The sequence below is a fragment of the Micrococcus sp. KRD026 genome (assembly GCF_017168445.1).
GTDB lineage: Bacteria > Actinomycetota > Actinomycetes > Actinomycetales > Micrococcaceae > Micrococcus > Micrococcus luteus.
This window is the reverse complement of sequence record NZ_JABFBA010000021.1, coordinates 24,813-47,871: the sequence shown is the minus strand read 5'-3', so window position 1 is coordinate 47,871 and position 23,059 is coordinate 24,813. Positions and strand designations below refer to the sequence as shown.

The 23,059-nt window shown below is 72.7% G+C and carries 20 protein-coding genes; 11 read left to right on the top strand and 9 right to left on the bottom strand.

The annotated features are described in order from the left end of the window. Positions 1–145 precede the first annotated feature (145 nt). On the bottom strand, positions 146–787 hold the full coding sequence (locus J1M40_RS07350; RefSeq protein WP_010079593.1) for a thymidine kinase: 642 nt from the start codon (positions 785–787) through the stop codon (positions 146–148). 8 nt (positions 788–795) lie between these two features. Further along, positions 796–1,239, bottom strand: a complete 444-nt coding sequence (locus J1M40_RS07345; RefSeq protein ID WP_129867025.1) for a DUF3151 domain-containing protein — start codon at positions 1,237–1,239, stop codon at positions 796–798. Between the two features lie 174 nt (positions 1,240–1,413). On the opposite strand from J1M40_RS07345, the gene J1M40_RS07340 reads away from it, so the two are divergent. Continuing rightward, positions 1,414–2,634 (top strand): hypothetical protein, encoded by a 1,221-nt coding sequence (locus J1M40_RS07340; RefSeq protein ID WP_141843450.1) that lies wholly within the window; start codon positions 1,414–1,416, stop codon positions 2,632–2,634. Between the two features lie 66 nt (positions 2,635–2,700). On the opposite strand, the gene aceB is transcribed toward J1M40_RS07340, so the two are convergent. Together aceB and aceA are read right to left on the bottom strand one after the other, a co-directional pair. Beyond that, positions 2,701–4,464, bottom strand: coding sequence for a malate synthase A (gene aceB, locus J1M40_RS07335; RefSeq protein ID WP_080772563.1), 1,764 nt, complete (start codon positions 4,462–4,464; stop codon positions 2,701–2,703). 33 nt (positions 4,465–4,497) lie between these two features. Further along, complete coding sequence (aceA, locus tag J1M40_RS07330) at positions 4,498–5,805, bottom strand: isocitrate lyase (protein ID WP_012750705.1); 1,308 nt, start codon at positions 5,803–5,805, stop codon at positions 4,498–4,500. Positions 5,806–6,073: 268 nt separating this feature from the next. Between aceA and J1M40_RS07325 the strand changes: the two genes are divergently transcribed. Beyond that, on the top strand, positions 6,074–7,540 hold the full coding sequence (locus tag J1M40_RS07325) for a helix-turn-helix domain-containing protein (protein ID WP_020626749.1): 1,467 nt from the start codon (positions 6,074–6,076) through the stop codon (positions 7,538–7,540). Between the two features lie 59 nt (positions 7,541–7,599). On the opposite strand, the gene fbaA is transcribed toward J1M40_RS07325, so the two are convergent. Continuing rightward, on the bottom strand, positions 7,600–8,622 hold the full coding sequence (fbaA, locus tag J1M40_RS07320; protein WP_049147823.1) for a class II fructose-bisphosphate aldolase: 1,023 nt from the start codon (positions 8,620–8,622) through the stop codon (positions 7,600–7,602). 265 nt (positions 8,623–8,887) lie between these two features. On the opposite strand from fbaA, the gene J1M40_RS07315 reads away from it, so the two are divergent. Both J1M40_RS07315 and J1M40_RS07310 read left to right on the top strand, forming a co-directional pair. Then, the gene (locus J1M40_RS07315; protein ID WP_342356893.1) at positions 8,888–10,117 is read left to right on the top strand and encodes a lipase family protein; all 1,230 of its coding nucleotides are present in this window, start codon (positions 8,888–8,890) and stop codon (positions 10,115–10,117) included. Positions 10,118–10,168: 51 nt separating this feature from the next. Next, positions 10,169–11,065 carry an SMP-30/gluconolactonase/LRE family protein gene (locus tag J1M40_RS07310; RefSeq protein WP_020626752.1) on the top strand — a complete coding sequence of 299 codons (897 nt, stop codon included), beginning with the start codon at positions 10,169–10,171 and terminating at the stop codon, positions 11,063–11,065. 134 nt (positions 11,066–11,199) lie between these two features. Here the strand turns inward: J1M40_RS07310 and J1M40_RS07305 are convergent, their stop codons facing one another. Then, positions 11,200–11,841, bottom strand: coding sequence for an RNA methyltransferase (locus J1M40_RS07305; RefSeq protein ID WP_197458576.1), 642 nt, complete (start codon positions 11,839–11,841; stop codon positions 11,200–11,202). Further along, on the bottom strand, positions 11,838–12,206 hold the full coding sequence (locus tag J1M40_RS07300) for a hypothetical protein (protein ID WP_020626754.1): 369 nt from the start codon (positions 12,204–12,206) through the stop codon (positions 11,838–11,840). The genes J1M40_RS07305 and J1M40_RS07300 overlap by 4 nt, the downstream gene beginning before the upstream one ends. A 63-nt stretch (positions 12,207–12,269) precedes the next feature. Between J1M40_RS07300 and J1M40_RS07295 the strand changes: the two genes are divergently transcribed. Then, entirely contained in the window at positions 12,270–13,361 is a 1,092-nt protein-coding gene (locus J1M40_RS07295; RefSeq protein ID WP_306452708.1) for a magnesium and cobalt transport protein CorA, read from the top strand. A 27-nt stretch (positions 13,362–13,388) separates the two neighbouring features. Here J1M40_RS07295 and pyrE read toward each other — a convergent pair whose 3' ends face one another. Further along, a complete protein-coding gene (gene pyrE / locus J1M40_RS07290) occupies positions 13,389–13,985 on the bottom strand; it encodes an orotate phosphoribosyltransferase (RefSeq protein ID WP_065572822.1) in 597 nt (198 codons plus the stop codon). A gap of 58 nt (positions 13,986–14,043) precedes the next feature. Here pyrE and J1M40_RS07285 point away from each other — a divergent pair, with 58 nt between their 5' ends. The 6 genes from J1M40_RS07285 to J1M40_RS07260 all read left to right on the top strand — a co-directional run bounded on the left by J1M40_RS07285 (position 14,044) and on the right by J1M40_RS07260 (position 20,857). Continuing rightward, the gene (locus tag J1M40_RS07285; protein WP_036340247.1) at positions 14,044–14,487 is read left to right on the top strand and encodes a MarR family winged helix-turn-helix transcriptional regulator; all 444 of its coding nucleotides are present in this window, start codon (positions 14,044–14,046) and stop codon (positions 14,485–14,487) included. A 58-nt stretch (positions 14,488–14,545) separates the two neighbouring features. Beyond that, complete coding sequence (gene nadE / locus J1M40_RS07280; RefSeq protein WP_101967663.1) at positions 14,546–15,454, top strand: ammonia-dependent NAD(+) synthetase; 909 nt, start codon at positions 14,546–14,548, stop codon at positions 15,452–15,454. Between the two features lie 44 nt (positions 15,455–15,498). Further along, complete coding sequence (locus tag J1M40_RS07275) at positions 15,499–16,326, top strand: exodeoxyribonuclease III (RefSeq protein WP_101967664.1); 828 nt, start codon at positions 15,499–15,501, stop codon at positions 16,324–16,326. An 18-nt stretch (positions 16,327–16,344) separates the two neighbouring features. Continuing rightward, positions 16,345–17,247 (top strand): hypothetical protein, encoded by a 903-nt coding sequence (locus tag J1M40_RS07270; protein WP_049147817.1) that lies wholly within the window; start codon positions 16,345–16,347, stop codon positions 17,245–17,247. 112 nt (positions 17,248–17,359) lie between these two features. Next, entirely contained in the window at positions 17,360–19,183 is a 1,824-nt protein-coding gene (locus J1M40_RS07265) for a glycoside hydrolase family 13 protein (RefSeq protein ID WP_063189678.1), read from the top strand. A 207-nt stretch (positions 19,184–19,390) separates the two neighbouring features. Beyond that, positions 19,391–20,857: an amino acid permease gene (locus tag J1M40_RS07260; RefSeq protein ID WP_049147815.1), complete on the top strand. Its 1,467-nt coding sequence runs from the start codon at positions 19,391–19,393 to the stop codon at positions 20,855–20,857. An 82-nt stretch (positions 20,858–20,939) separates the two neighbouring features. Here J1M40_RS07260 and J1M40_RS07255 read toward each other — a convergent pair whose 3' ends face one another. Further along, positions 20,940–22,799 (bottom strand): BCCT family transporter, encoded by a 1,860-nt coding sequence (locus tag J1M40_RS07255; RefSeq protein WP_069941068.1) that lies wholly within the window; start codon positions 22,797–22,799, stop codon positions 20,940–20,942. Between the last annotated feature and the right edge of the window lie 260 nt (positions 22,800–23,059).

The window sequence follows — 23,059 nt, the reverse complement described above, 5'->3', positions numbered from 1 at the left end:
ACGAAGGACCCCGGGATCACCGGGGCCCTTCGCCTGTCATCACTCGCACCTTCATCACTCGCACCTCGATGAAGTGGTTCCACCGTACGAACCGAGCATGGGCGCAGCCGTCACGCAGCCTGGCAGTTGCCTGGCAATGGCCGCCTCAGCCCAGGGCACCGCCGGACTCGGCCAGGTAGCACGTGCCGCACAGAGACTCGTAAGTCACCTGAACACCGTCGATCGCCACCTGGTCCCCCTCGAACACGAAGTGCTCGGCGCCCGTGGCCGGGTCCACGACCTTGCGCGTGTTGAACACCGCCTTCCGGCCGCACCGGCAGATGGTCTTCAACTCTTCGAGGGAGTGCGCCAGTTCCAGCAGCCGCGCGGAGCCCGGGAAGGAGCGGGTGCGGAAGTCGGTGCGCAGTCCGTAGGCGATCACGGGGACGCCGTCGAGCACGGCGATGCGCAGCAGGTCGTCCACCTGCGCCGGCTCGAGGAACTGTGCCTCGTCCACGAGCAGACACGCCACGGGCGGGGCCTCCACGTGCCCCACGAGGGCGTCCGGGTCGTCACCGGTGGCGTGCCGGCGGAACAGCTCCCGCACGTCCGCGCCCGCCGGGACGAGGAAGTCCACGGCGCGGGTCACACCGAGGCGGGAGACGACGTCGCCCTCCCCCTTCACGTCCACCTCCGGCTTGGCCAGCAGCACCCGCTGGCCGCGCTCCTCGTAGTTGAAGGCGGCCTGCAGCAGGCCCGTGGACTTGCCGGAGTTCATGGCCCCGTAGCGGAAGTAGAGCTTGGCCACGGCTCCGCTCAGCCCTGGGCGCGGCCCTGGTCGGCCTCGATCTGCTCTGCGGCCGTGGGGTCCGAGTCCCGCAGGAAGGTGCGGATGCGCTCGACCTCCTCGGACTCCCCGATCCCGGCGGCCGCGCGGCCCAGCGCGTACAGGGCGCGCAGGAAGCCGCGGTTGGGCTCGTGGGCGTACGGCACCGGGCCGGCGCCGCGCCACCCCGCCCGGCGCAGCGCGTCCAGACCCCGGTGGTAGCCGACGCGGGCGTACGCATAGGAGTCCACGGTCCGGCCCTCGACCCACGCGTCCTCCGCCATGAGCGCCCACACCAGGGAGGACTCGGGCGCCACCGGCACGATGTCCTCGGGCAGGTCACCTGCCTCGAGCCGGGCCAGCACCTCCGGCTCCTCCGGCAGGCGCGTGGCCGGCGGCTCCATCAGGTTCTTGCCGATCAGGGACTCGGACATGGGATGCCTCTTCTCCTCGCGGACGATGCGGTCGCGGCCGAGTCTATCGACGGCGCCGGACGCCGGACGGATCGCCGTCCCCGCGTCCAGGACGGTCCGGTACCGTAGGCGCAGCGTCCGTCCGCAGCCCCACGCTCCCGGGGCCGGGCCGCCGATGCCGTCGAAGGAGCCTCCATGACCCACCCCGCGCCCGCCCGCCGCCGTGCCCCGCTGGCCGTCGGCGTCGCCGCCCTCGCCCTCGCCCTGGCCGGCTGCGGCTCGGCCGGCCAGTCCGGTGAGCCCGCCTCGTCGACCGCCGCGGCGCCCAGCGGATCGGCGGCCTCGGCCGCGGCCGGCTCGGCCACGGAGAGCCCCACCGACCCCGCGTCCGCCGCGGCGTCCCGCGTCCGTGAGGCCCTCGCGTCGGAGTCCGCCGAGGGCACCCCGCGCGCCGAGCCGCGTCAGGCGTTCGAGACCGTCGGCCCGGGCATCAAGGACGGCGCCGCCACCGAGGCCTGGAAGAACACGGCGGCGGTCCGCAACGACACCGTCTCCGTGATGGACTGCACGCGCGACGTCCTGGACCAGCGCACCCTGGACGCCGTCGCCACGCACATCCCGGACAGCTCGAACATCGAGATCGTGCAGCTGTTCGCCTCGCAGGACGAGACCCACGAGTTCCTCACCTGTGTCTACAACGGCTACTTCGAGTACAGCCCCGGCATGCCCCTGGCGCAGGTCCACTACCAGCACAACCTCGACGGCTCCCGCCTGGAGTGGTGCCAGGAGGAGCCCGCCGCCGTGGCGGACGAGTACACGTTCGACCCGAAGACCGGCAAGGGGCTGCTCGCCCTGCTCCGTCCGGGCATGGTCGGCGGCCAGGACGGCGCCCCCCTGCTGCCCCAGCGCACCGCGTGGGCCTGCTCCGAGGACGGCAGCGAGATGGTCTCCGTGACCATGGGCTCCATGGAGGGCTTCGGGGACGCCAACGGCGGCCTCACCCAGGTGAAGAACTCGCCGGTCGCGCAGAGCACCACCCTCGTCACCGAGACCCGCGACCACCTCGCGGACACCGTGCTGAAGGACGCCGGTGAGTTCCAGGAGGTCATCAAGCTCAGCTCGCCGTTCTTCCTGAACGCGCAGATGGACGAGGAGACCCTGGCCCAGGCCCGGGAGATCCCCACCGGCCGCGTGCCCGACGAGCTGCTGAACAACCAGTCCACGATCGACCGCCCCGAGGGCGCCCCCGGCCCCGTGGCCCCGGGCCAGCCGCCGCGGCCGTTCCAGGGTGCCGCGCGGGAGGCCGCCGAATCCCAGCGGGCCGCGGAGGCGTCCGCCTCGGCGTCGGCCAGCCCGTCACCGACGAAGTCGGCTTCGGCCTCGGCCTCGCCGTCCCCCTCCACGTCCGGGGACTGACGTCCCGGCACGACGACGGCCGGTCACCTCGTGAGGTGACCGGCCGTCGTCGTGGGGCCCGGCGGATCAGGCCTTCGCCGCGGCGTCGTCCTGACCGGCGAAGTGCCGGCGGTACGCGCCCAGGGTGAGGAACGCCGGGTACTCCGGCGGCAGGGCCGACTCGCAGAACACGCGCACCGCGTCCTCGAACCGGTGGCCCTCGGGCAGCGGGCCGGCGAGGATCCGAGCGTGCTCCTCGCGGATCAGCTGCTCCATCCAGCCGCGGTTGGCGGTCCGCACGCCGCCCTCGGTCAGCTGCACACCGGTGCCGTTGTGTGCCCACTGCCAGATCTGGGACCGGGAGATCTCCGCCGTGGCGGCGTCCTCCATGAGTCCGTGGATCGCGGCGGCGCCGTTCCCCCGCAGCCAGGACTCGATGTAGCGGATCCCGACCTCGATGTTCATCCGCACGCCGGCCTCGGTCACCGAGCCCGTGGTCGCGGCGACGTCGAGCAGGGCGGCCTCGTCCGGCACCACGTCCTCGCGGCGGCGGGTGCGGATCTGGTTCGGGGCCTCGCCGAGCACGGCGTCGAACTCCTCCCGGGCGACCGGCACGAGGTCCGGGTGCGCCACCCACGAGCCGTCGAAGCCGTCGCCGGCCTCGCGGGCCTTGTCCGCGCGCACCTTCTCCAGCGCGGCGGCGTTGGCCTCCTCGTTCCGGCGGTCCGGGATCACGGCGGACATGCCGCCGATCGCCGAGGCGCCGCGCCGGTGGCAGGCCCGGACCAGCTGCTCCGTGTAGGCCCGCATCATCGGCTGGGTCATGGTCACCTCCGAGCGGTCCGGGAGGACGAACTCGGCCCCGCGGTCCCGGAAGTTCTTGATGATGGAGAAGATGTAGTCCCAGCGGCCGGCGTTGAGGCCCGCGGCGTGGTTGCGCAGCTGGTACAGGATCTCCTCCATCTGGAACGCCGCGGTGATCGTCTCGATCAGCACGGTGGCCCGGATGGTGCCCTGGGGGATGCCCAGCTCGTCCTGCGCCGCCACGAACACGCAGTTCCACAGCCGCGCCTCGAGATGGGACTCGAGCTTGGGCAGGTAGAAGTACGGGCCGTGGCCGCGGCGGATCAGCTCGTCGGCGTTGTGGAAGAAGTACAGGCCGAAGTCCACGAGGGCGCCGGCCATCGGCTCGCCGTCCACGCGGATGTGGTCCTCGAGGAGGTGCCAGCCGCGCGGGCGGACGATGATGGTCGGCCGGTCCGTGAGCTCGCGCTCGCGCAGCCGGTACTCCTTGCCCTCGGGGGAGGTGAAGTCGATCTGGTCGCGGATCGCGTCGAACAGGTTGACCTGCCCGTCCAGCATCCGGTCCCAGGACGGCGTCGAGGAGTCCTCGAAGTCGGCGAGCCAGCCCGAGGCGCCCGAGTTGAGGGCGTTGATCGTCATCTTCCGATCCACGGGGCCGGTGATCTCCACGCGGCGGTCCTGCAGGCCGGGGGCCAGCGGCGCCACACGCCAGGAGTCGTCCTCGCGGACCCGGCGGGTGGACCGCAGGTAGTGCGGGTTCCAGCCGTCGGTGATGCGGCGCCGGGTGTACTCCCGCTCCTCGAGCAGCCGCCGGCGGCGGTCCTCGGCCAGCCGGTGCAGGCGGCCGAGGAACGCCAGCGCCTCGTCCGTGAGGATCTCGGCCTGCCGCCCGTCGACCGGCCCGTGGACGGTCACCACGGGGGCGGCGCCCTCGGGGATGACGACGGGGATGGCCTGGGTGCTCACGTCATGCGGCAGGGGCGTGTGCTCCCGAACGTCGTCGGCATGGATCTCGTGCAGGGTGGGGGTCGTGGTCTGCGGGCTCATGGGACTGCCTCCTCGCGGTCTCGGCTGAGCGGATCAGTGGAACTGGCCGGACTCCGTGGAGCCCGCCAGGGCCACCGTGGAGCTGTCCGGGTTGATGGCGGTGGACACGGCGTCGAAGTAGCCGGTGCCGACCTCGCGCTGGTGCTTGGTCGCGGTGTAGCCGCGGGCCTCGTCGGCGAACTCGCGCTCCTGCAGCTCGACGTACGCGGACATCTGGCGCTCGTTGTATCCCTTGGCCAGGTCGAACATCGAGTGGTTCAGGGCGTGGAAGCCGGCCAGCGTGATGAACTGGAAGGTGTAGCCCATGGCGCCCAGCTCGCGCTGGAACTTGGCGATGGTGTCGTCGTCGAGGTTCTTCTTCCAGTTGAAGGACGGCGAGCAGTTGTAGGCCAGCATCTGGTCCGGGAACTCGGCCTTGACGGCCTCGGCGAACTTCCGGGCCAGCTCGAGGTCCGGCGTGCCGGTCTCCATCCAGATCAGGTCCGCGTGGGGGGCGTAGGCCTTGGCGCGGGCGATGCAGGGCTCGACGCCGTTGCGGACCTTGTAGAAGCCCTCCGCGGTGCGCTCACCGGTGATGAACTCGGCGTCGCGCTCGTCCACGTCCGAGGTGATCAGGGTGGCCGCCTCGGCATCGGTGCGGGCGATGATCACGCTGGGCACGTCGGCGACGTCGGCGGCCAGGCGGGCGGCGTTGAGCGTGCGGATGTGCTGGCCGGTGGGGATGAGCACCTTGCCGCCGAGGTGGCCGCACTTCTTCTCGGAGGCCAGCTGGTCCTCCCAGTGCACACCGGAGGCGCCGGCGGTGATCATCGACTTCATGAGCTCGTAGGCGTTGAGCGGGCCGCCGAAGCCGGCCTCGGCGTCGGCCACGATCGGCACGAGCCAGTCCTCGACGCTGCTGACGCCCTCGGCGTGCTCGATCTGGTCCGCGCGCAGCAGGGCGTTGTTGATGCGGCGCACCACCTGCGGCACGGAGTTGGCCGGGTACAGGGACTGGTCCGGGTACGTGTGGCCAGAGAGGTTGGCGTCCGCGGCGACCTGCCAGCCGGAGAGGTAGATGGCGCGCAGCCCGGCCTTGACCTGCTGGACGGCCTGGTTGCCGGTGAGGGCGCCGAGGGCGTTGGTGAACTCACCGCGGGCGTTCTCGTCCTTCAGCTGGGTCCACAGCTTCTCGGCGCCGCGGCGGGCCAGCGTGTGCTCCTCCTGGATGCGGCCGCGGAGACGGACGACGTCCTCGGCGGTGAAGCTGCGCTCGACGCCGGCCCAGCGGGGGTTGTTGTCCCAGTCGTGCTGGAGCTGTTCGGCGGAGGCGGGAGTGGAGTGGTGGGGCTGGGTGGTCATGACGTCCTCCTGAGGATCGGTCCGGTTCGTGAAGGGTTCGGTGCGACGTGTCCGTCGCTGCCGTTGACATCCACCTTGGCCCCGGGCAAGGCCCTCTGGAGCACAAAATCGGTGGAAACTCCGGCCGTTCCTGCCACTGGGTCAGAACGTGACAGTCCTTGCGCCCCCATGTGGCATGGATCACGGCAACGGCCCCCCGCTTGTCAAGAATGTGACTTTCTTTCCGAAACACGTGATCTCCTCCCCGGTTCCGTCTACAGTTCCGCGCATGATGACCCGCCCGCTTCCCGAGGACAGCGCGACCGTGGACGCCGTCGCGCTGGGCCGCCGCGTTCGGCACCTGCGCAAGCAGGCCGGCCTCACCCTGGACCAGCTCGCGGAGCGCACGGGAGTGAGCGGCTCGCACCTGTCCCTCGTGGAGAACGCCCGCCGCGAGCCGCGGCTCTCGCTGGTCCAGCGGATCGCCGAGGTCCTGGGCGTGCCGGTCGAGGACCTGCTCACCGGCCGGGCCCCCACCCGGCGGGCCGAACTGGAGATCGAGGTCGAACGGTTCGCGCGCTCGGAGCACTACGCCTCCCTCGGCCTGCCCCCGCTGCGCATCGGGCCCCGCACCCCCACCGAGGTCCTCGAGGTGATCGCGGGGCTGGAGGCCGAGCTGCGCCGTCGCCTGGAGGAGCAGGCCGCCACCCCCGAGGAGGCGCGCCGCGCCAACGCCCAGCTGCGCGCCCGGATGCGCGCGGTGGACAACCACTACCCCGACCTCGAGGCCGAGGCGCATCGGCTGCTCGACGCGATCGGCCACACGGGCGGGCCGCTGGGCCTGCACGCGGTCTCGGAGCTGGCCGAGCACCTCGGCTTCACCCTGCGCTTCGTCCCGGACCTGCCGCACTCCACGCGCTCCGTCACGGACCTCAAGCACGGGCGCATCCACATCAGCGGCTCCCGCTCCTCAGACCATGACCGCCGCACCGTGGTGCTCCAGGCCCTCGCCGCCGCCGTCCTGGGCCACGGCGAGCCGCGGGACTACGAGGACTTCCTCGCCCAGCGTGTGGCGGTGAACTACCTGGCGGGCGCGCTGCTCATGCCGCAGCGGGCGGCGTCGTCGCTGCTGCGGGCCGCCCAGAAGCGCCGGGACCTGTCCGTGGACGACCTGAAGGACGCGTTCGGCGTCTCCTACGAGGCCGCCGCGCACCGGTTCACCAACCTGGCCACCGTGGACCTGGGCATCCGCTGCCACTTCCAGAAGGTCCACGAGACCGGGGTGATCCACAAGGCCTACGAGAACGACGGGATCGTGTTCCCCGCCGACCACACCGGTGCGATCGAGGGCCAGCAGGCGTGCCGGAAGTGGGGCGCACGGCAGGCCTTCTCCCGCAACGACCGGTTCCGCGCCCACACGCAGTACACGGACTCGCCCAACGGGACGTTCTGGTGCACCTCGATGATCGAGAACGGCCCCGACGGGCTGTTCGCCCTCTCCGTGGGCACCCCGTTCGAGCATGCCCGGTACTTCCGCGGCGCGGACACCCGCCACCGGGTCACCTCCACGTGCCCCGATCCGCGCTGCTGCCGCCGCCCCGACCCCGAGCTCGAGGCCGCGTGGGGCGGGCACGTGTGGCCCGCGGCCCGCATGCACGCGCATCTGCTGGCGGCCATGCCCACGCAGACCTTCCCCGGTGTGGACGAGCGTGAGGTCTTCGAGTTCCTCCAGGCCCAGGAGGAGCGGGAGGGCTGAGGACGACGCCGGCCCGCACCCTCACGCGAGGGTGCGGGCCGGCGCGGCGGACGGCGGGGTCAGCCGATGCTCTTGCCGGCCGAGTTCAGCTCGGTGCAGGCCTGGACCACGCGGGCGGCCATGGCCTCCTCGGCCTTGGCGCCCCACACGCGGGGGTCGTACTGCTTCTTGTCGCCGACCTCGCCGTCGACCTTCAGGACGCCGTCGTAGTTCTCGAACATGTGCCCGGCCACCGGGCGGGTGAACGCGTACTGGGTGTCCGTGTCCACGTTCATCTTCACGACGCCGTACTCCACCGAGTCGGCGATCTCCTGGGCGGCGGAGCCGGAGCCGCCGTGGAACACGAGGTCGAACGGGCGCTCCTTGCCGAACTTCTCGCCCACGGCCTGCTGGATCTCCTGCAGGATCTCCGGGCGCAGCTTCACGTTGCCCGGCTTGTAGACGCCGTGCACGTTGCCGAAGGTCAGCGCGGTGAGGTAGCGACCGTGCTCGCCGAGGCCGAGGGCCTCCACCGTGGCGATGCCGTCCTGGACGGTGGTGTAGAGCTTCTCGTTGATCTCGTGGGCCACGCCGTCCTCCTCGCCGCCCACGACGCCGATCTCCACCTCGAGGATCTGCTTGTTGGCGTGGGTGCGCGCGAGCAGCTCGCGGCCGATCCGCAGGTTCTCCTCGAGGGTCTCGGCGGAGCCGTCCCACATGTGGGAGTTGAAGATCGGGTCGCGCCCGGCCTTCACCTCGGCCTCCGAGGCGTCCAGCAGGGGCAGGACGAAGCCCTCGAGCTTGTCCTGGGGGCAGTGGTCCGTGTGCAGGGCGATGTTCACCGAGTACTTCTTGGCGACCTCGCGTGCGAACGCGGCGAAGGCCAGCGAGCCGGCGACCATGTCCTTCACGGAGGAGCCGGAGAAGTAGGCGGCGCCGCCGGTGGAGACCTGGACGATGCCGTCCGAGCCGGCCTCGGCGAAGCCGCGGATGGCGGCGTTCAGGGTCTGGGAGCTGGTGACGTTGATCGCCGGGTAGGCGAAGGCGCCGTTCTTGGCGGCGTCGATCATCTCGGCGTACTTCTCCGGGGATGCGATGGGCATGCTGCAGCTCCTAGGCGTCGTCGACTCGGGCAGGCGGGGGGAGCGCGGCGAGCGCGACACCCTCGGGCTCATCCTATCCGCGCGGCCGGACCCGCCCCAGGGCCCCGGGCCCGACGGCGACGCCGGCCTGGGCACGACCCCGCCGCCGGCCTAGGGTGAGCGGCGTCACATTCGCATCCGAGAGACCGGAGACCGCCATGGCCCCCGCCGCGCCCCACACGCGGCCCTGGCCCAGGAGTCCGCCCCTGCCCCGGACGCGCCGGAGGTGAGCTCCGCCGTCGAGGACCTCTCGCAGCCGGCCACGGCGGCCGAGGACGCCCGCTGGAACGCGGCCCGGGACACCCTGGCGGCCGCCTCGGCCGACGACCCCTTCTACCTGCCGCCCACCGTCGTGCCCGCGACCCCCGGCGCCCTGATCCGCACCGAGCCCACCGCCTTCTACCTGGACCCGGTGCGGCTGGTGCAGGTGCCGGCGCACGCCACGCGCATCATGTACGCCTCGCAGGACGCCCAGGGCCGACCCATCGCCGTGACCGGCACCGTGCTGACCCCCACCGCCCCGTGGACGGGCGGCGGCGAGCGCCCCGTGATCAGCTACGCAGTGGGGACCCAGGGGGCGGCGGACCGCTGCGCCCCGTCCCGCACCCTCTCCACCGGCGTGCAGTACGAGGGCGTCGGGATCACGTCCCTGCTGAGCCGCGGCCACGCCGTGGTCGTCACCGACTACGAGGGCCTGGGCACCCCGGGCACGCACACCTACATGGTCCGGGAGGCCCAGGCGCACGCCGTCCTCGACGCGGTGCGCGCGGCCGCCCAGGTGTCGGGGTCGGGCGTCACCGCGACCGCGCCGGTCGCGCTCGCGGGCTACTCGCAGGGCGGCGGGGCGGCCGCGGCCGCCGCCGAGCTCGCGTCCGACTACGCCCCGGAGCTGGACCTCAAGGGCGCCTACGTGGGCGCCCCGCCGGCCGACCTCGTGCAGGTCGCGGACCGGATCGACGGCGGCCTGTACGCGGCCTTCCTGCTCTACGCGATGGCCGGGCAGCTCGCCGCGTACGACGTGGACCCGGCCACGCACCTCAACGAGACCGGCCTGACGGCCCTCGCCGGCGCGGCCGAGACCTGCATGGTGGGCAGCCTCGCCTACGCGCACCTCGACTCCGCCACACTGACCCACACGGGGCAGGACTTCCCTGAGCTCGTCCGCTCCGATGCCGAGCTGGCCGGGATCCTCGCCGAGCAGCGGATCGGCGCACCGGGCCGCCGTCCGGACGTGCCGGTGATGATCGCGCACTCCGTCACGGACGACGTCATCCCGTACCGCACCGGCCGCGACCTGGGCCGCCGCTGGTGCGCGGAGGGCGCGCGGGTGCGTTTCGACCCGCTCCTCACCCCGACCCACGTGGGCGGCCACGTGGCCTCGCTGCCGCGGATGGGGGCGTTCCTGGACGCGACCCTCGCCGACCGCTGGACCGCCGACTCGTGCGGGTGGTTCTGAGCCTCGGCTAGCGTCGGGGCCAGGACCGTCCCGCCCACCGAAGGAGCAGTCATGCGCGCCGAGCAGGTCACCGATCCCATCGCCTACCACGGCGAGGGCCCCGTCTGGGCCGCCTCGTGGGGCAGCGCCGCCGAGGGCGTGACCGCCGGCGGCGGCCTGCGCTGGGTGGACATGCTCGCCGGGGACGTCCTGTCCCTGCGCACCGACGGGACGGTGGACCGCACGCACGTCGGCGACGTGGCCGCCGCGCTGCGCCCGCGTGCGGGGGGTGGCGCCGTCGTCGCGGTGGAGCGGGGCTTCGCCCTGATCTCGCCCGAGGGCGAGCTGACGACGCTGCCCGAGCTGTGGGGCGCGGACGCCGGGATCCGGATGAACGAGGGCGGCTGCGACCCGGACGGCCGGTTCCACTGCGGCACCATGGCGTACGCCAAGACCCCCGGCGCCGCGAACCTCTACCGGCTCGCCCCCGGACCCGACGGCGGCGCCGGCGAGGTGGACGTCGTGCTGACCGGCGCGACGACGTCCAACGGCCTCGAGTGGAGCCCGGACGGCACGCGGGCCTACTACAACGACACCCCCACACGGCAGGTGGCCGTGTTCGACTACTCCCGCGAGGAGGGCCTGACGAACCGCCGCGTGCTCGTGGACGTGCTCGACGGCGAGGGCAAGCCGGACGGGCTCACCGTGGACGCCGAGGGCGGGATCTGGGTGGCCGTGATCAGCCACGGGCAGATCCACCGGTACACGCCCGAGGGGACGCTCGACGAGGTGGTGGAGGTGCCCGTGCAGAAGACCACGGCGTGCACCTTCGGCGGCGACGACCTCGGCACCCTGTACATCACCACCTCCTGGGAGAACCTGGAGCGCGGCGAGGACCCGCTGGCCGGGGCCCTGTTCGCCGTCCGCCCGGGGGTGACGGGCCTGCCGGCCCGCCCCTTCGCGGGCTGAGGCCGTCACGCCGCACATCGTCGGCGCGGTCCTGCGCCACCCTGCGCCGTCCTGCGCCGTCCTGCGCCGCGAGCCAGACGAATCTGCGGTCCAGAGGCTCCTTTCAGCGCGGAATCGTCTGGCTCGCGCCGGACTCAGGGGACGGCCGCGTGCTGCCGGATCCACGCGTGCATCGCGATGCCGGCGGCCACGCCCGCGTTGATCGAGCGGGTGGAGCCGTACTGCGCGATGGACAGCACCGCGCTCGACGCCGCTCGCACCTCCGCCGAGAGCCCCGGCCCCTCCTGCCCGAAGACGAGCACGCAGGCACGCGGGAAGTCGAAGGTCTCCACCGGCACCGACTCGGGGAACAGGTCCACGCCGAGCACGGGCAGCCCCTCCCCCGCCGCCCACTCCGTGAACGCCGCCACCGTCTCGTGGTGGCGCACGTGCAGGTAGCGGTCGGTGACCATGGCGCCGCGCCGGTTCCAGCGGCGCCGCCCGATGATGTGCACCCCGGCGGCGTTGAACGCGTTGGCGGTGCGCACGACGGTGCCGATGTTCAGGTCGTGCTGCCAGTTCTCGATGGCGACGTGGAACGGGTGCCGCCGCGCGTCGAGGTCCGCGACGATCGCCTCGAGGCGCCAATAGCGGTAGCGGTCGAGGACGTTGCGGCGGTCGCCGTGCGCGAGCAGCTCCGGGTCGTAGCGGGGGTCCTCCGGCCACGGGCCGGTCCACGGGCCGACGCCGACCTCGCGGGGCGCGGCGCCGTCCTCGGCCGGCGCGGGCTCGCTCAGCGGCCGGCCTCGGACCGGTCGACGGCGGCCCAGGCGGCCCCGGCGGACACCGCGGCCACGGAGAGCACCGCCGGCCACGCACCGATCTTCTTGGCCAGCGGGTGGGAGGCGCCGAAGCCGCCGAGGTACAGGGCGGCCAGGCCACCGGCGACGGCGGGCCCACGCTTGGCCAGCCACGTGCGCCCGGCGTACAGGCCGGCGGCGGCCAGCACGACGCCGCCGAGCGGGCGGATGCCGGTCTCACGGGCGGTCAGGTAGCCGCCGATCAGACCGAACGCGGTGACCGGGGCCGTGGAGACGGCGTGGGCGGGGAGGAGGGTCTTGCCGTCGCGGACGACGGGCGGGGCATGGCGCGGAGTCTTCATGGCGCCACCGTAGCGCGCGCATCCTGGAATACGCCGGGGGCCACCGTCGGGGAGAATGTCCTGGTGAGCATGATCGACAACGCCGTGTACGTGGACGGGCGGCGCGTCCACGCCCCCTCCACCCTCGAGGACACCTGGGAGGAGTGCGAGCGCACCGGCGGCATGGCCTGGCTGGGCCTGTACCGCCCGGACGTGGCCGAGCTCCAAGCGGTCGCGGAGGAGCTGCGCCTGCACCCGCTCGCCGTCGAGGACGCCCTCGCCGGAGGCGAGCGCGCCAAGCTGGACCGCTACGGCGAGGACTCGTTCATGGTCCTGCACCCGGCCCGCTACATCGACCGCACCGAGACCGTGGAGTTCGGCGAGCTGAGCGTCTTCACCGGCGAGCACTACGTGGTGACGGTGCGCCACGCGGAGGAGCCGGACCTGGCCGCCGTGCGTCGGTCCCTGGAGACGGAGGGCCGCGAGCGTCTCGCGATGGGGCCGTGGCAGGTCACCCTGGAAATCCTGGACCGGGTCGTGGACGACTACTTCCCGGTGGCCGACGGCCTCGAACAGGACATCGCGGAGATCGAGGACCAGGTCTTCGCCGGCGACGGGCACGTCTCCCGGCGCATCTACGAGCTCTCCCGCGAGGTGCTGAACTTCCAGCACGCCATCCGCGCGCTGCCGTCCATCGTGGAGCAGCTCCAGGAGGAGGTGCGCACCCGCCTGCACGAGGACACCCGCCGCCTCGACGCCGACGGCCTGCCCCGGCGCGACGACGCCCACGCCTGGGAGGACGAGGAGCTCAGCGATCAGGCGCGCCTCGAGGTGGAGAACCTGCGCCGCCTGCGCGACGTCCACGACCACGCCGTCCAGATCAACGAGCGCGTGACGACCATGCGCCAGATGCTCAACAGCGCCCTCGAGCTGGACTCGACGCTGGCCTCGAAGCGGCTGGCCGAGCAGTCGATCGCCCAGAACGAGCAGGTCAAGCAGATCTCGTCCTGGGCGGCGATCATCTTCGCGCCGCAGCTGGTGGGCTCGGTGTACGGCATGAACTTCGACGGCATGCCCGAGCTGCACTGGGCGTTCGGCTATCCGTTCGCCCTGGGACTCATGCTGGCGGTGGCCCTCACGCTGTTCGTGCTGTTCAAGCGCGCGGACTGGCTCTAGGCGGGCGGCGGGCGGGGCCCGCCGGGCTCAGTCGAGGCCGAGCTCGTCCTTGCCGAACGCGTACAGGTACGGCACGTCCGCCTCCTCGGCCACGCGCTCGGCGGCGCCGGTCGCACGGTCCACGATCACGGCCACGGCCTGGACGTCGCCGCCCGCGTTGCGCACACCCTCGACGGCGGTCAGCGCGGAGCCGCCCGTCGTCGAGGTGTCCTCCAGCACGACGACGCGGCGACCGTCCACGCCCGGGCCCTCCACCTGCCGACCCATGCCGTACGACTTCTGCGCCTTGCGCACCACGAACGCGTCGAGCGCACGGCCCGCGGCGCCGGCCTGATGCATCATCGCGGTGGCCACGGGGTCGGCGCCCATGGTCAGACCCCCCACCGCGTCGAACTCGATCCCGTTCTCCTCGAGCAGGCGCAGCATCACGCGGCCGATCAGCGGGGCGGCCTCGTGGTGCAGGGTGACCCGACGCAGGTCCACGTAGTAGTCCGCCTCCTTGCCGGAGGACAGGGTCACCCGGCCGTGCACCACAGCCAGATCCTGGATGAGCTGCTTGAGCCGCTCGCGGTCCTGCTCGGGCGTGGGGACGGTGGGGGTCTGCGCGTCGGTCATGCCGCCCATGCTAGTGCGGGCCCGACCGCCCCTGCCGCTTCCGTCCCGGACTGGCTAGGCTCAGGCCATGAGCGAGATCCAGCACGACGACGCCGTCCAGCATCCCTCCGGCCTGCCCCTGGCGCACTGGCTCACCCTCACCGAGGGCCTGATCGCGGCGCGCGTGGCCGAGAGCCTCGAGGAGCACGGCCTCACCCGCGCCCAGTGGCAGTTTCTGAACACCCTCACGGTGGCCCCGCAGTCCCGCGCCGAGCTCGAGGCCGGCTTCGAGGAGGAGCAGCGCGGCGCGGTGTCCGGTCAGATCGAGGAGCTGGTCGAGTCCCGCTGGGTGACGGTCGAGGGCGACCTCTACACCCTCACCGCCACGGGCCGCACCGCGGGCGCCCGCGTCGGCGAGGCGGTCGAGGCCCTGCGTGCCGAGGCGACGGCGGACGTCCCGCGGGACCAGATCGACGACGCCGTCCGCGTCCTGCGCCGCATCGCCCGCAACCTGGGGCACCCGGACGCGTGAGCCGCCGTCGCCGACCGCCCCTGTCCCCGTGCGCGGGGCCGGTCGTACGCTGACCGGCATGCGTGAACTCCAGCAGCGGATCATCGCCCAGCAGGGCGTCCTCCCCGAGATCGACCCGGCGGCCGAAGTCGAACGGCGCGTGGCCTTCCTCGTCGACTACCTCGCGGCCACGGGCGCGTCCGGCTTCGTCCTGGGCATCTCCGGCGGCGTGGACTCCACCGTGGGCGGCCGGCTGGCCCAGCTCGCCGTCGAGCGTCGCCGCGCCCAGCTCGGCGTCACGGACGCCGTCGCCCTGGGCGGCCCCGACACCACTCCGCCGGGTGAGGCGGGGGTGGGCGCCGACGTCGTGCCCTCCCGCGAGAACCCCCGGTTCACCGCCGTGCGCCTGCCCTACAAGGTGCAGCACGACGAGGCGGATGCCCGGGCGGCCATGGACTTCGTGGGTGCGGATCAGGACGTCACCCTGAACATCGCGGAGGCCGTGCAGGGTCTGGCCGCCGCCTTCGCCGAGGCCGTGGGGGAGCCGATCTCGGACTACAACCAGGGCAACGTGAAGGCCCGCATCCGCATGACGGCCCAGTACGCGGTGGCCGGCGCCCACGGGCAGCTGGTGATCGGCACGGACCACGCGGCCGAGGCCGTCACCGGGTTCTACACGAAGTTCGGCGACGGCGGCGCGGACGTCCTGCCGCTGGCCGGCCTGAACAAGCGGCAGGTGCGGGCGCTGGGCCGCGAACTCGGAGCCCCCGAGCCCCTGTGGAACAAGGTGCCTACCGCGGACCTGCTGGACGGCACGCCGGGCCAGACGGACGAGGCCGAACTCGGGATGACGTACGAGGACATCGACGACTACCTCGAGGGCAAGGACGTCCCGACCGAGGTCGCGGAGAAGCTCGAGGGCATCTGGCTCCGCAGCCGCCACAAGCGCACCACGCCGGTGACGATCCACGACGACTGGTGGCGCTGAGGCGCCGATCCCACGGTGTCCGCGCCCTTCGATAGCCTGGCCGGGTGAAGATCGCCACCTGGAACGTCAACTCCCTCCGTGCCCGCGCCGACCGCGTCGAGGCCTTCCTCGAGCGCCATGACATCGACGTCCTGGCCATCCAGGAGACCAAGTGCCGGGACGAGAACTTCCCGTGGGAGCTCTTCGAGCGCGCCGGCTACGAGGTGGTGCACAACGGCACCTCGCAGTGGAACGGCGTGGCCATCGCCTCCCGCGTCGGCCTGAGCGACGTGCAGCGCGGCTTCCCCGGCCAGCCGCACTTCGGCAAGGGCGGCGTGGACCCGCAGGAGGAGTCCCGCGCCATCGGGGCGACCGTGGGCGCCGAGGCGGCCGACGGCGTCGCCCCGGTGCGCCTGTGGAGCCTGTACGTGCCCAACGGGCGCGGCCTGGAGAACGAGCACATGGGCTACAAGCTCGAGTGGCTGCGCGTGCTCCAGGAGCACGCGGCCGCTCGCCTCGCCGAGGACCCGGACACCCGGCTCGCCCTGGCCGGCGACTGGAACATCGCTCCGCAGGACGAGGACGTGTGGGACATCGAGCTGTTCCAGCGCGAGGGCTACACGCACGTCTCCCCGCCCGAGCGCGCGGCGTTCCACGCGTTCGAGGACGCCGGGCTGGTGGACGTGGTGCGCCCGCGCCACCCCGGCCCCGGCGTGTACACGTACTGGGACTACACGGGCCTGGCCTTCCCCAAGAAGAAGGGCATGCGCATCGACTTCCAGCTGTGCTCCCCCGCCCTCGCACGGACGGTCACGGACGCCTGGATCGACCGCGAGGAGCGCAAGGGCAAGGGCGCCTCGGACCACGCGCCCGTGGTCGTCGAGCTGGGCTGAACCACGGACGAGCCCGCGATGACCCACGACGACGGCGGCCCGCCCCCGGGTGTCGCGCGCGGCACCGCGCACCTGCGCGTCTTCCAGCCGCTGGCCGCGTTCCCGGACGCGGTCCAGGCGCGGCTGATCGCCGGCGGCCACCGCACCCGTGCCGAGGTCGAGGCCGAGGCGGCCGAACGGGCCCGGCGTCGCCTGGCCCGGCCCGTGGCCGACCCGTTCCCGGAACCCGGTGAGGACGACCTCGTGCGGGTCCTCCAGGACGAGCACCGCTCCGCCTTCTACTGCCCGGACGAGCGGGGCCTGCGCGCCGAGATGGCCGCAGCCATGCTCGAGGAGACGATGCTGCCGCGGCTGCACGAGGCCGCCATCCCGCCGGCGGCGCGCGCCATGAACCGCGGCCGCGCGCTCGTGGCGCTCGAGGACGAGTGGGGCCTCTCCCCCGACCCGGACGCGGCGGGCCAGGACCCGCAGGACGAGGACGGTGCGCCGGAGCACCACCGCGTGCAGACGCGCACGGCCACGTGGGGTGTGCCGCACGGCTGGCTCACGGTGTTCGACCCCGAGGAGCCCGTGCAGCGCCTCGTGGACGGCGAGCGCACGGCGTACCGGCGCGCGCCGATCGTGGCCGCCCGGGAGCGGGCCGGGCACGCGGCGGCGGTGCTCGCGCGCCACGCCCCGGACGCGGAGCTGATCGGCGAGCTCACGGTGATGGTGGAGTGGCTCGGCGCGTTCCACCCCGACTCGTGGATCGAGCTGGACTACGGCGGCCTCACGCGGCACGTGTGGCCGGACGACTCCGTCTTCGACCTGTGGACGCTCATCGACGCGCTCGAGGAGGGCGACGAGGCGACCGCCGGCGTCGCACAGGAACGACTGAACCGGCGCTGGGCCGCCGTCGGGATGCTGGCCAGGCTGACCTGAGCCGGCCCGGCGCACCGGGGTGGGGCCGACCCGGGTGCTCGAGACGCACACCACGCCGCCGACGCCGCCCACGCGGGGCGCGCGCCCCGGCGTCGGGCCTAGGGTGGATCCCATGACCACGCAGCGCCTGAGCACCCCGCCCTCGGAAGCCCGGAACCGGCCCGTCACGCCGTGGTGGGTGGACGCCGTGATCTACCAGGTGTACCCGCGCTCCTTCGCGGACGCGGACGGGGACGGCATGGGCGACCTGCGCGGCGTCACCTCGCGCCTCGACTACCTGGCCCAGCTCGGCGTGGACGCGATCTGGCTCTCGCCCTTCTACCTCTCCCCGCAGCACGACGCCGGCTACGACGTCGCGGACTACCGCGCCGTGGACCCGCGGTTCGGCACGCTCGCGGACGCGGACGAGATGATCGCCGCCGCGCACGAGGCCGGCATCCGCGTGGTCGTGGACCTCGTGCCGAACCACACCTCGTCCGAGCACGCGTGGTTCCAGGCCGCCCTGGCCGCCGCCCCCGGCTCCCCCGAGCGCGCCCGCTACCACTTCGCCGAGGGCCGCGGCGAGCACGGCGAGCTGCCCCCCAACAACTGGGAGTCCACGTTCGGCGGCGGGGCCTGGACCCGTGTGACCGAGGCGGACGGCACCCCGGGCCAGTGGTACCTGCACCTGTTCGACACCACGCAGCCGGACCTGAACTGGGAGAACGAGGAGGTGCGCGAGGAGTTCCGCTCCATCCTGCGGTTCTGGCTGGACCGCGGCGTGGACGGCTTCCGGGTGGACGTGGCCCACGGGCTCATCAAGCAGCCCGGCTACCCGGACGCCGAGCACTCCCGCATGGGCATGGTCACGGACGCGGGCGAGGACGCCGACCCCACGTTCGACCCGGACACCTTCGAGCCGCTCACCCCGTTCATGGACCAGGACCGCGTCCACGAGGTCTACCGGGACTGGCGGCGGGTCCTGGACTCCTACGACCACGAGCCGATGATGGTGGCCGAGGCGTGGGTGGCCCCGCTCTCGCGGATGTTCCGGTACGTCCGCCCCGGCGAGATGCACCAGACCTTCAACTTCACCTACCTCATGGCCGGCTGGGACGCCGCCTCGCTGACCCACGCGATCGACCGGTCCTTCGAGCAGGCCGGCCGGGTCGGCGCCCCGAACACCTGGGTGCTCTCGAACCACGACACGGTGCGCCACGCCTCCCGCTACGGCCTCGCCGACCCGAGCTCCTACCCCGCCGGCATCACGGCCGAGGACGAGCAGCCAGACGAGGCGGTCGGTCGCCGTCGGGCCCGCGCCGCCGCGATGGTGGAGCTGGGCCTGCCCGGCTCCGCGTACATCTACCAGGGCGACGAGCTGGGCCTGCCCGAGCACACCACCCTCGCCGCCGAGCATCGCCAGGACCCGTACTTCTTCCGCACGGACGGCAAGGAGCCCGGCCGCGACGGCTGCCGCATCCCTCTGCCGTGGGCCGCGGACGAGCCGTCCTACGGCTTCTCGACCCCCGCGGACGACGACGGCCCCGCGTCCGCCGCCGAGGGCGTCGCCGCGCCGTGGCTGCCCCAGCCCGCGTCCTTCCGGGCGCTGGCGGCGGACCGGCAGGTCGGCGTCGAGGGCTCCGTGTTCGAGCTGTACCGGCGTCTGCTGCAGATCCGCGGCGAGCTCGACCTGGGCACGGGCACGTTCGCGTGGTCCGAGCACCACGACCCCGCACGCGGGGTGCTGGCGTTCACGGTCACCTCGGGCGGTGGCCGGCACCTGGGCTCGGGCGAGCCGATCCCGGCGCGCACCGTGCTCGTGATGGCGAACCTGTCGACCGATCCCGTCGACCTGCCCGCGGGCCATTCCCGGGCCCTGTTCTCCCTCGAGGAGGCGGAGGCCGTGCAGGACGGGCGGCTCGCGCACGACGCCGCCGCGTGGCTGCTCATGGACTGAGCCCGGCGCGCCCCGGGACCCGCCGGGGCACCCCGGACCTTCCGCGGGGAATCCGCGGTGGGCGAGGTCACATCATCCGGCCCGGCCGGACGAACGCGACGTAACGTCCACGATGACTCGCATCACACCGGACAAAGTGGCATGAACGCTGTGTCACGAGTCACCATGGCGTGTCCTGATCCACCCCCCTTCGAGCGGAGACTTCACGTGAGCACCTCCCCCTTCGGCTCCCGCGTCGCCGAGACCGGCGCGGCCACCGCGGACCGCGGGCAGCTGCACCGCGGCCTGAGCCAGCGGCACATCATGTTCATCGCCCTGGGCACGGCGGTGGGCACCGGCCTCTTCTACGGCTCGGCCGGCGGCATCCAGGCCGCCGGGCCGGGCGTGATCCTGTCCTTCCTCGTCGCGGGCGCCGCCGTGTTCCTCGTGATGCGCGCCCTCGGCGAGATGACGCTCCGGGAGCCCGTCTCCGGGTCCTTCGCCGCCTACGCCTCCCGTTATCTCGGCCCCTTCGCCGGCTACGTGACCGGCTGGACCTTCGTCTTCGAGCTGGCCGTCGTGATCGTCGCGGACACCGCCGCCATCACCACGTACATGGCGTTCTGGTTCCCGGGGGTCCCGGCCTGGGCCTGGGTCGCGGCCACGATCCTCGTGGTCGGCCTGATCAACTTCACGCACGTCGGCAACTTCGGTGAGGCCGAGTTCTGGCTGACGCTCGTGAAGGTCGGGGCCATCGTGGCGATGATCTTCGGCGGTGTGATCCTGCTCTTCACCGGCGCCTCCACCGCGGACGGCACCCAGGCCAGCCTGGCGAACCTCGTGGACCACGGCGGATTCCTGCCGCACGGCATCCTGGGCGTGCTGACCGCGCTCACCATCGTGACGTTCTCCTTCGGCGGCATCGAGACCCTCGGCGTGGCCGCGGGCGAGGCCAAGAACCCGGAGAAGGTGCTGCCCAAGGCCATCAACACGGTGCCGATCCGCATCCTGTTGTTCTACGTGCTGACGATGGCGGTCATCATGGCCCTCGTCCCCTGGAACCAGGTGGACGGCAAGGCCAGCCCGTTCGTGCAGATCTTCGAGGGCCTCGGCGTCCCCTTCGCCCCGCACCTGCTGAACTTCGTGGTGCTCACCGCCGCCGTCTCCGCGATCAACGCCTGCATCTACGCGTCCGGTCGCCTGCTCTACGCGATGGCCCACGACGGCCAGGCACCCCGGGCCTTCACCCACACCAACCGCGGCGGCGTGCCGTGGCTGTCCGTGGCCGTGATGCTGGGCGTGATGGTGCTCGGCGCGGTGCTGATCACCGTGGACCCGAACGCCTTCAGCCTGGTGGCCGGCGTCGCCTCGTTCGCCGTGGTGCTGACCTGGGCCATGATCTTCCTGTCCCACCGCGCCATGCGCAGGCGCGTCGCGGAGCAGGGCGCGGAGCCGTCCCCCTTCCCCATGCCGCTGGGCGGCGTCGGCACCTACCTGGGCCTGGCGTTCGTGGCCACCGTGGTGATCACCATGGCCACCATCCCGGATTCGCGCCAGGCGCTCATCATCGGTCTCGTGTGGGTCGCGGTCCTGACCCTCGCCTGGTTCGTCACGGGCACCCGCACGTCGGCCGCGGCCCACGACCGCACCGGCACCCTGCCGGTGGTCCGCACCCGCCAGTCCCACGAGGACTGACCCCCACGACGACGACGGCCCCTGTCCCGCGCGGGACAGGGGCCGTTCTCGTCGGGGCCGGGAGGGCGCCCGGGGGCGGACGTCAGTGCCCGTGGCGGCGCAGCCGGGTGCGGCGCGGCCCCTCCGAGGCCGGGACGCCGGCGGCCGCATCGGCGATCCGCTGCTGGTGGTCCCGGCTGAGCGAGGCCCACCACTGCGAGGCCGCCACGGGGCCGGCGTCGACCACCTCGTCGTCGTCGGACTCGAGGCCCAGGCGGTCCTTGATGGAGGCCAGCATGGCCTGACGGCGCACCGCCTCCACCCGCGCCACGGAGTAGCCGAGCGAGCGGAACGTGGCCAGGCAGATCAGCAGCATCAGCACGGAGAACGGCAGGCCGATGGTGATGGCCAGGACCTGGATGGCGGACAGGCCGCCGGCGGCCAGCAGGGCCGCGGCCATGAGCGAGGTGGCGATGGCGAAGAAGATCTTCACCGTGGCCTTCGGGTTCACGTCGCCGCCGGTGGCGAGCATGCCCATCACCAGCGAGCCCGAGTCGGCGGAGGTGATGAAGAAGATGCCCGAGAGGATGATGGCGCCGACCACGAGCATCATGCCCGCGGGCAGCTGCTCGAGCACCTGGAAGAGCGCGGTGTTCGAGTCGATGGCGCCGTCCGCGCCCACCACGGAGGTGTACCCGGCCGGGCGGGTGGTCTCGAGGAAGATCGCGGTGCCGCCCAGGATGCCGAACCAGACCACGCAGACCAGGGTGGGCACCAGCAGCACGCCGGCGATGAACTCGCGCACGGTGCGACCGCGCGAGATGCGGGCGATGAAGATGCCGACGAACGGCGTCCAGGACATCCACCAGCCCCAGTAGTACGCGCTCCAGCCGGCCTGCCACGCGTCGCCCTCGGCGCCGTAGAACGCGGAGACGTTGAGCGAGTTCGCGAAGAAGTACTGCATGTAGGAGCCGAGGGACTGCACCATCTCCTTGAGCAGGAACGCGGTGGGCCCCACGATCGCGATGAACAGCAGCAGTCCGGCGGCCAGGATCAGGTTGGTGTTGGACAGCCACTTCATGCCGCGCTCGACACCGGAGACCACGGTGTAGAGCACCACGCAGGTGACCGCGCCGATCATGGCGTACTCGAGCCAGGGGCTGTCCTCGGGCACGATGCCCAGCGCGCGCAGGCCCGCGGACATCTGGGTGACGCCGAGGCCCAGCGAGGTGGCCACGCCGAAGACGGTGCCGATGAGGGCGATGTTGTCGATCAGGTGGCCCCAGCCGCCGCGCACGCGGCGCTCGCCGATCAGCGGCTCGAAGGCCCAGCGCAGCGCGAGGGGACGGCCACGCCGGTGGATGGCCAGCGCGACCGCCACGCCCACCACCGCGTAGATCGCCCAGGGCTGCAGGCCCCAGTGCAGGAACGTGGTGGCCAGCGCCGACTGGGCGGCCTCCGCCTGGGTGGGGTTGGCGGCCGCCACGTCGGGCCGCGGCGAGGTGAAGTGCATGAGCGGCTCGGTCATGCCGAAGAACACGAGGCCGATGCCCATGCCCGCCGCGAAGAGCAGGGAGAACCAGGACAGCGTGGAGAACTCGGGCTTCTCATCGGGCTTGCCCAGGGTGATGTCGCCCTTGCGGGAGAACGCGAGGTAGCCGCAGAACAGCACGAAGAACAGGGCGACGAGGGCGTACCACCACGAGAAGTTCGTGATGATGGCCTGCTGGACCAGGCCGATGCCCACGGTCATCTGCTCGGGGGCGAGCAGCGTGGCCCCCACGAAGGAGAGCACGATGACCGCGGAGGGCCAGAACACCCACGGCAGCAGGACGCGGTCGCGGGCGGCCGCGGCGGAGGTGGCAGGGGCGACGGCGCCGTCGGCCGTGGGGGCGGAGGAGGGGCGGGTGTCGGCCCGCTCAGGATCCAGTGGATTCTTCAAGGGCGGTGTCGGATCGCTCATCCTCCCGACCCTACGTGGTCCCGCGCGCCGGCCCCCCGCCTGAGACGCGGCCGAGTGGACGGTCTCACCCGGCCGGGTGACCGCGCCCACGGCCCCGGCGCGGGCGCCCCCTGGTGAGGCGTGGGCGGCCTCACTAGGTGTTGTGGGTCATGAGGTTCTTGCCACGAGGCGCCGGCTGAGATGAGACGAGTGGGCCTCTCCCGCAGGATGGAAGTTCCTCAACAACCCACCTGCCCGAAAAGACCCACTCATGACTCACG

What these genes read in the sequence shown, in the direction of transcription:
- fbaA (WP_049147823.1), bottom strand. Translation starts at nt 8,622, where the DNA reads ATGCCCATCGCATCCCCGGAGAAGTACGCCGAGATGATCGACGCCGCC.
- J1M40_RS07265 (WP_063189678.1), top strand. Translation starts at nt 17,360, where the DNA reads ATGACCACGCAGCGCCTGAGCACCCCGCCCTCGGAAGCCCGGAACCGG.
- pyrE (WP_065572822.1), bottom strand. Translation starts at nt 13,985, where the DNA reads ATGGGCGGCATGACCGACGCGCAGACCCCCACCGTCCCCACGCCCGAG.
- aceA (WP_012750705.1), bottom strand. Translation starts at nt 5,805, where the DNA reads ATGACCACCCAGCCCCACCACTCCACTCCCGCCTCCGCCGAACAGCTC.
- J1M40_RS07340 (WP_141843450.1), top strand. Translation starts at nt 1,414, where the DNA reads ATGACCCACCCCGCGCCCGCCCGCCGCCGTGCCCCGCTGGCCGTCGGC.
- J1M40_RS07270 (WP_049147817.1), top strand. Translation starts at nt 16,345, where the DNA reads ATGACCCACGACGACGGCGGCCCGCCCCCGGGTGTCGCGCGCGGCACC.
- J1M40_RS07285 (WP_036340247.1), top strand. Translation starts at nt 14,044, where the DNA reads ATGAGCGAGATCCAGCACGACGACGCCGTCCAGCATCCCTCCGGCCTG.
- J1M40_RS07345 (WP_129867025.1), bottom strand. Translation starts at nt 1,239, where the DNA reads ATGTCCGAGTCCCTGATCGGCAAGAACCTGATGGAGCCGCCGGCCACG.
- J1M40_RS07255 (WP_069941068.1), bottom strand. Translation starts at nt 22,799, where the DNA reads ATGAGCGATCCGACACCGCCCTTGAAGAATCCACTGGATCCTGAGCGG.
- J1M40_RS07310 (WP_020626752.1), top strand. Translation starts at nt 10,169, where the DNA reads ATGCGCGCCGAGCAGGTCACCGATCCCATCGCCTACCACGGCGAGGGC.
- nadE (WP_101967663.1), top strand. Translation starts at nt 14,546, where the DNA reads ATGCGTGAACTCCAGCAGCGGATCATCGCCCAGCAGGGCGTCCTCCCC.
- aceB (WP_080772563.1), bottom strand. Translation starts at nt 4,464, where the DNA reads ATGAGCCCGCAGACCACGACCCCCACCCTGCACGAGATCCATGCCGAC.
- J1M40_RS07300 (WP_020626754.1), bottom strand. Translation starts at nt 12,206, where the DNA reads ATGAAGACTCCGCGCCATGCCCCGCCCGTCGTCCGCGACGGCAAGACC.
- J1M40_RS07325 (WP_020626749.1), top strand. Translation starts at nt 6,074, where the DNA reads ATGATGACCCGCCCGCTTCCCGAGGACAGCGCGACCGTGGACGCCGTC.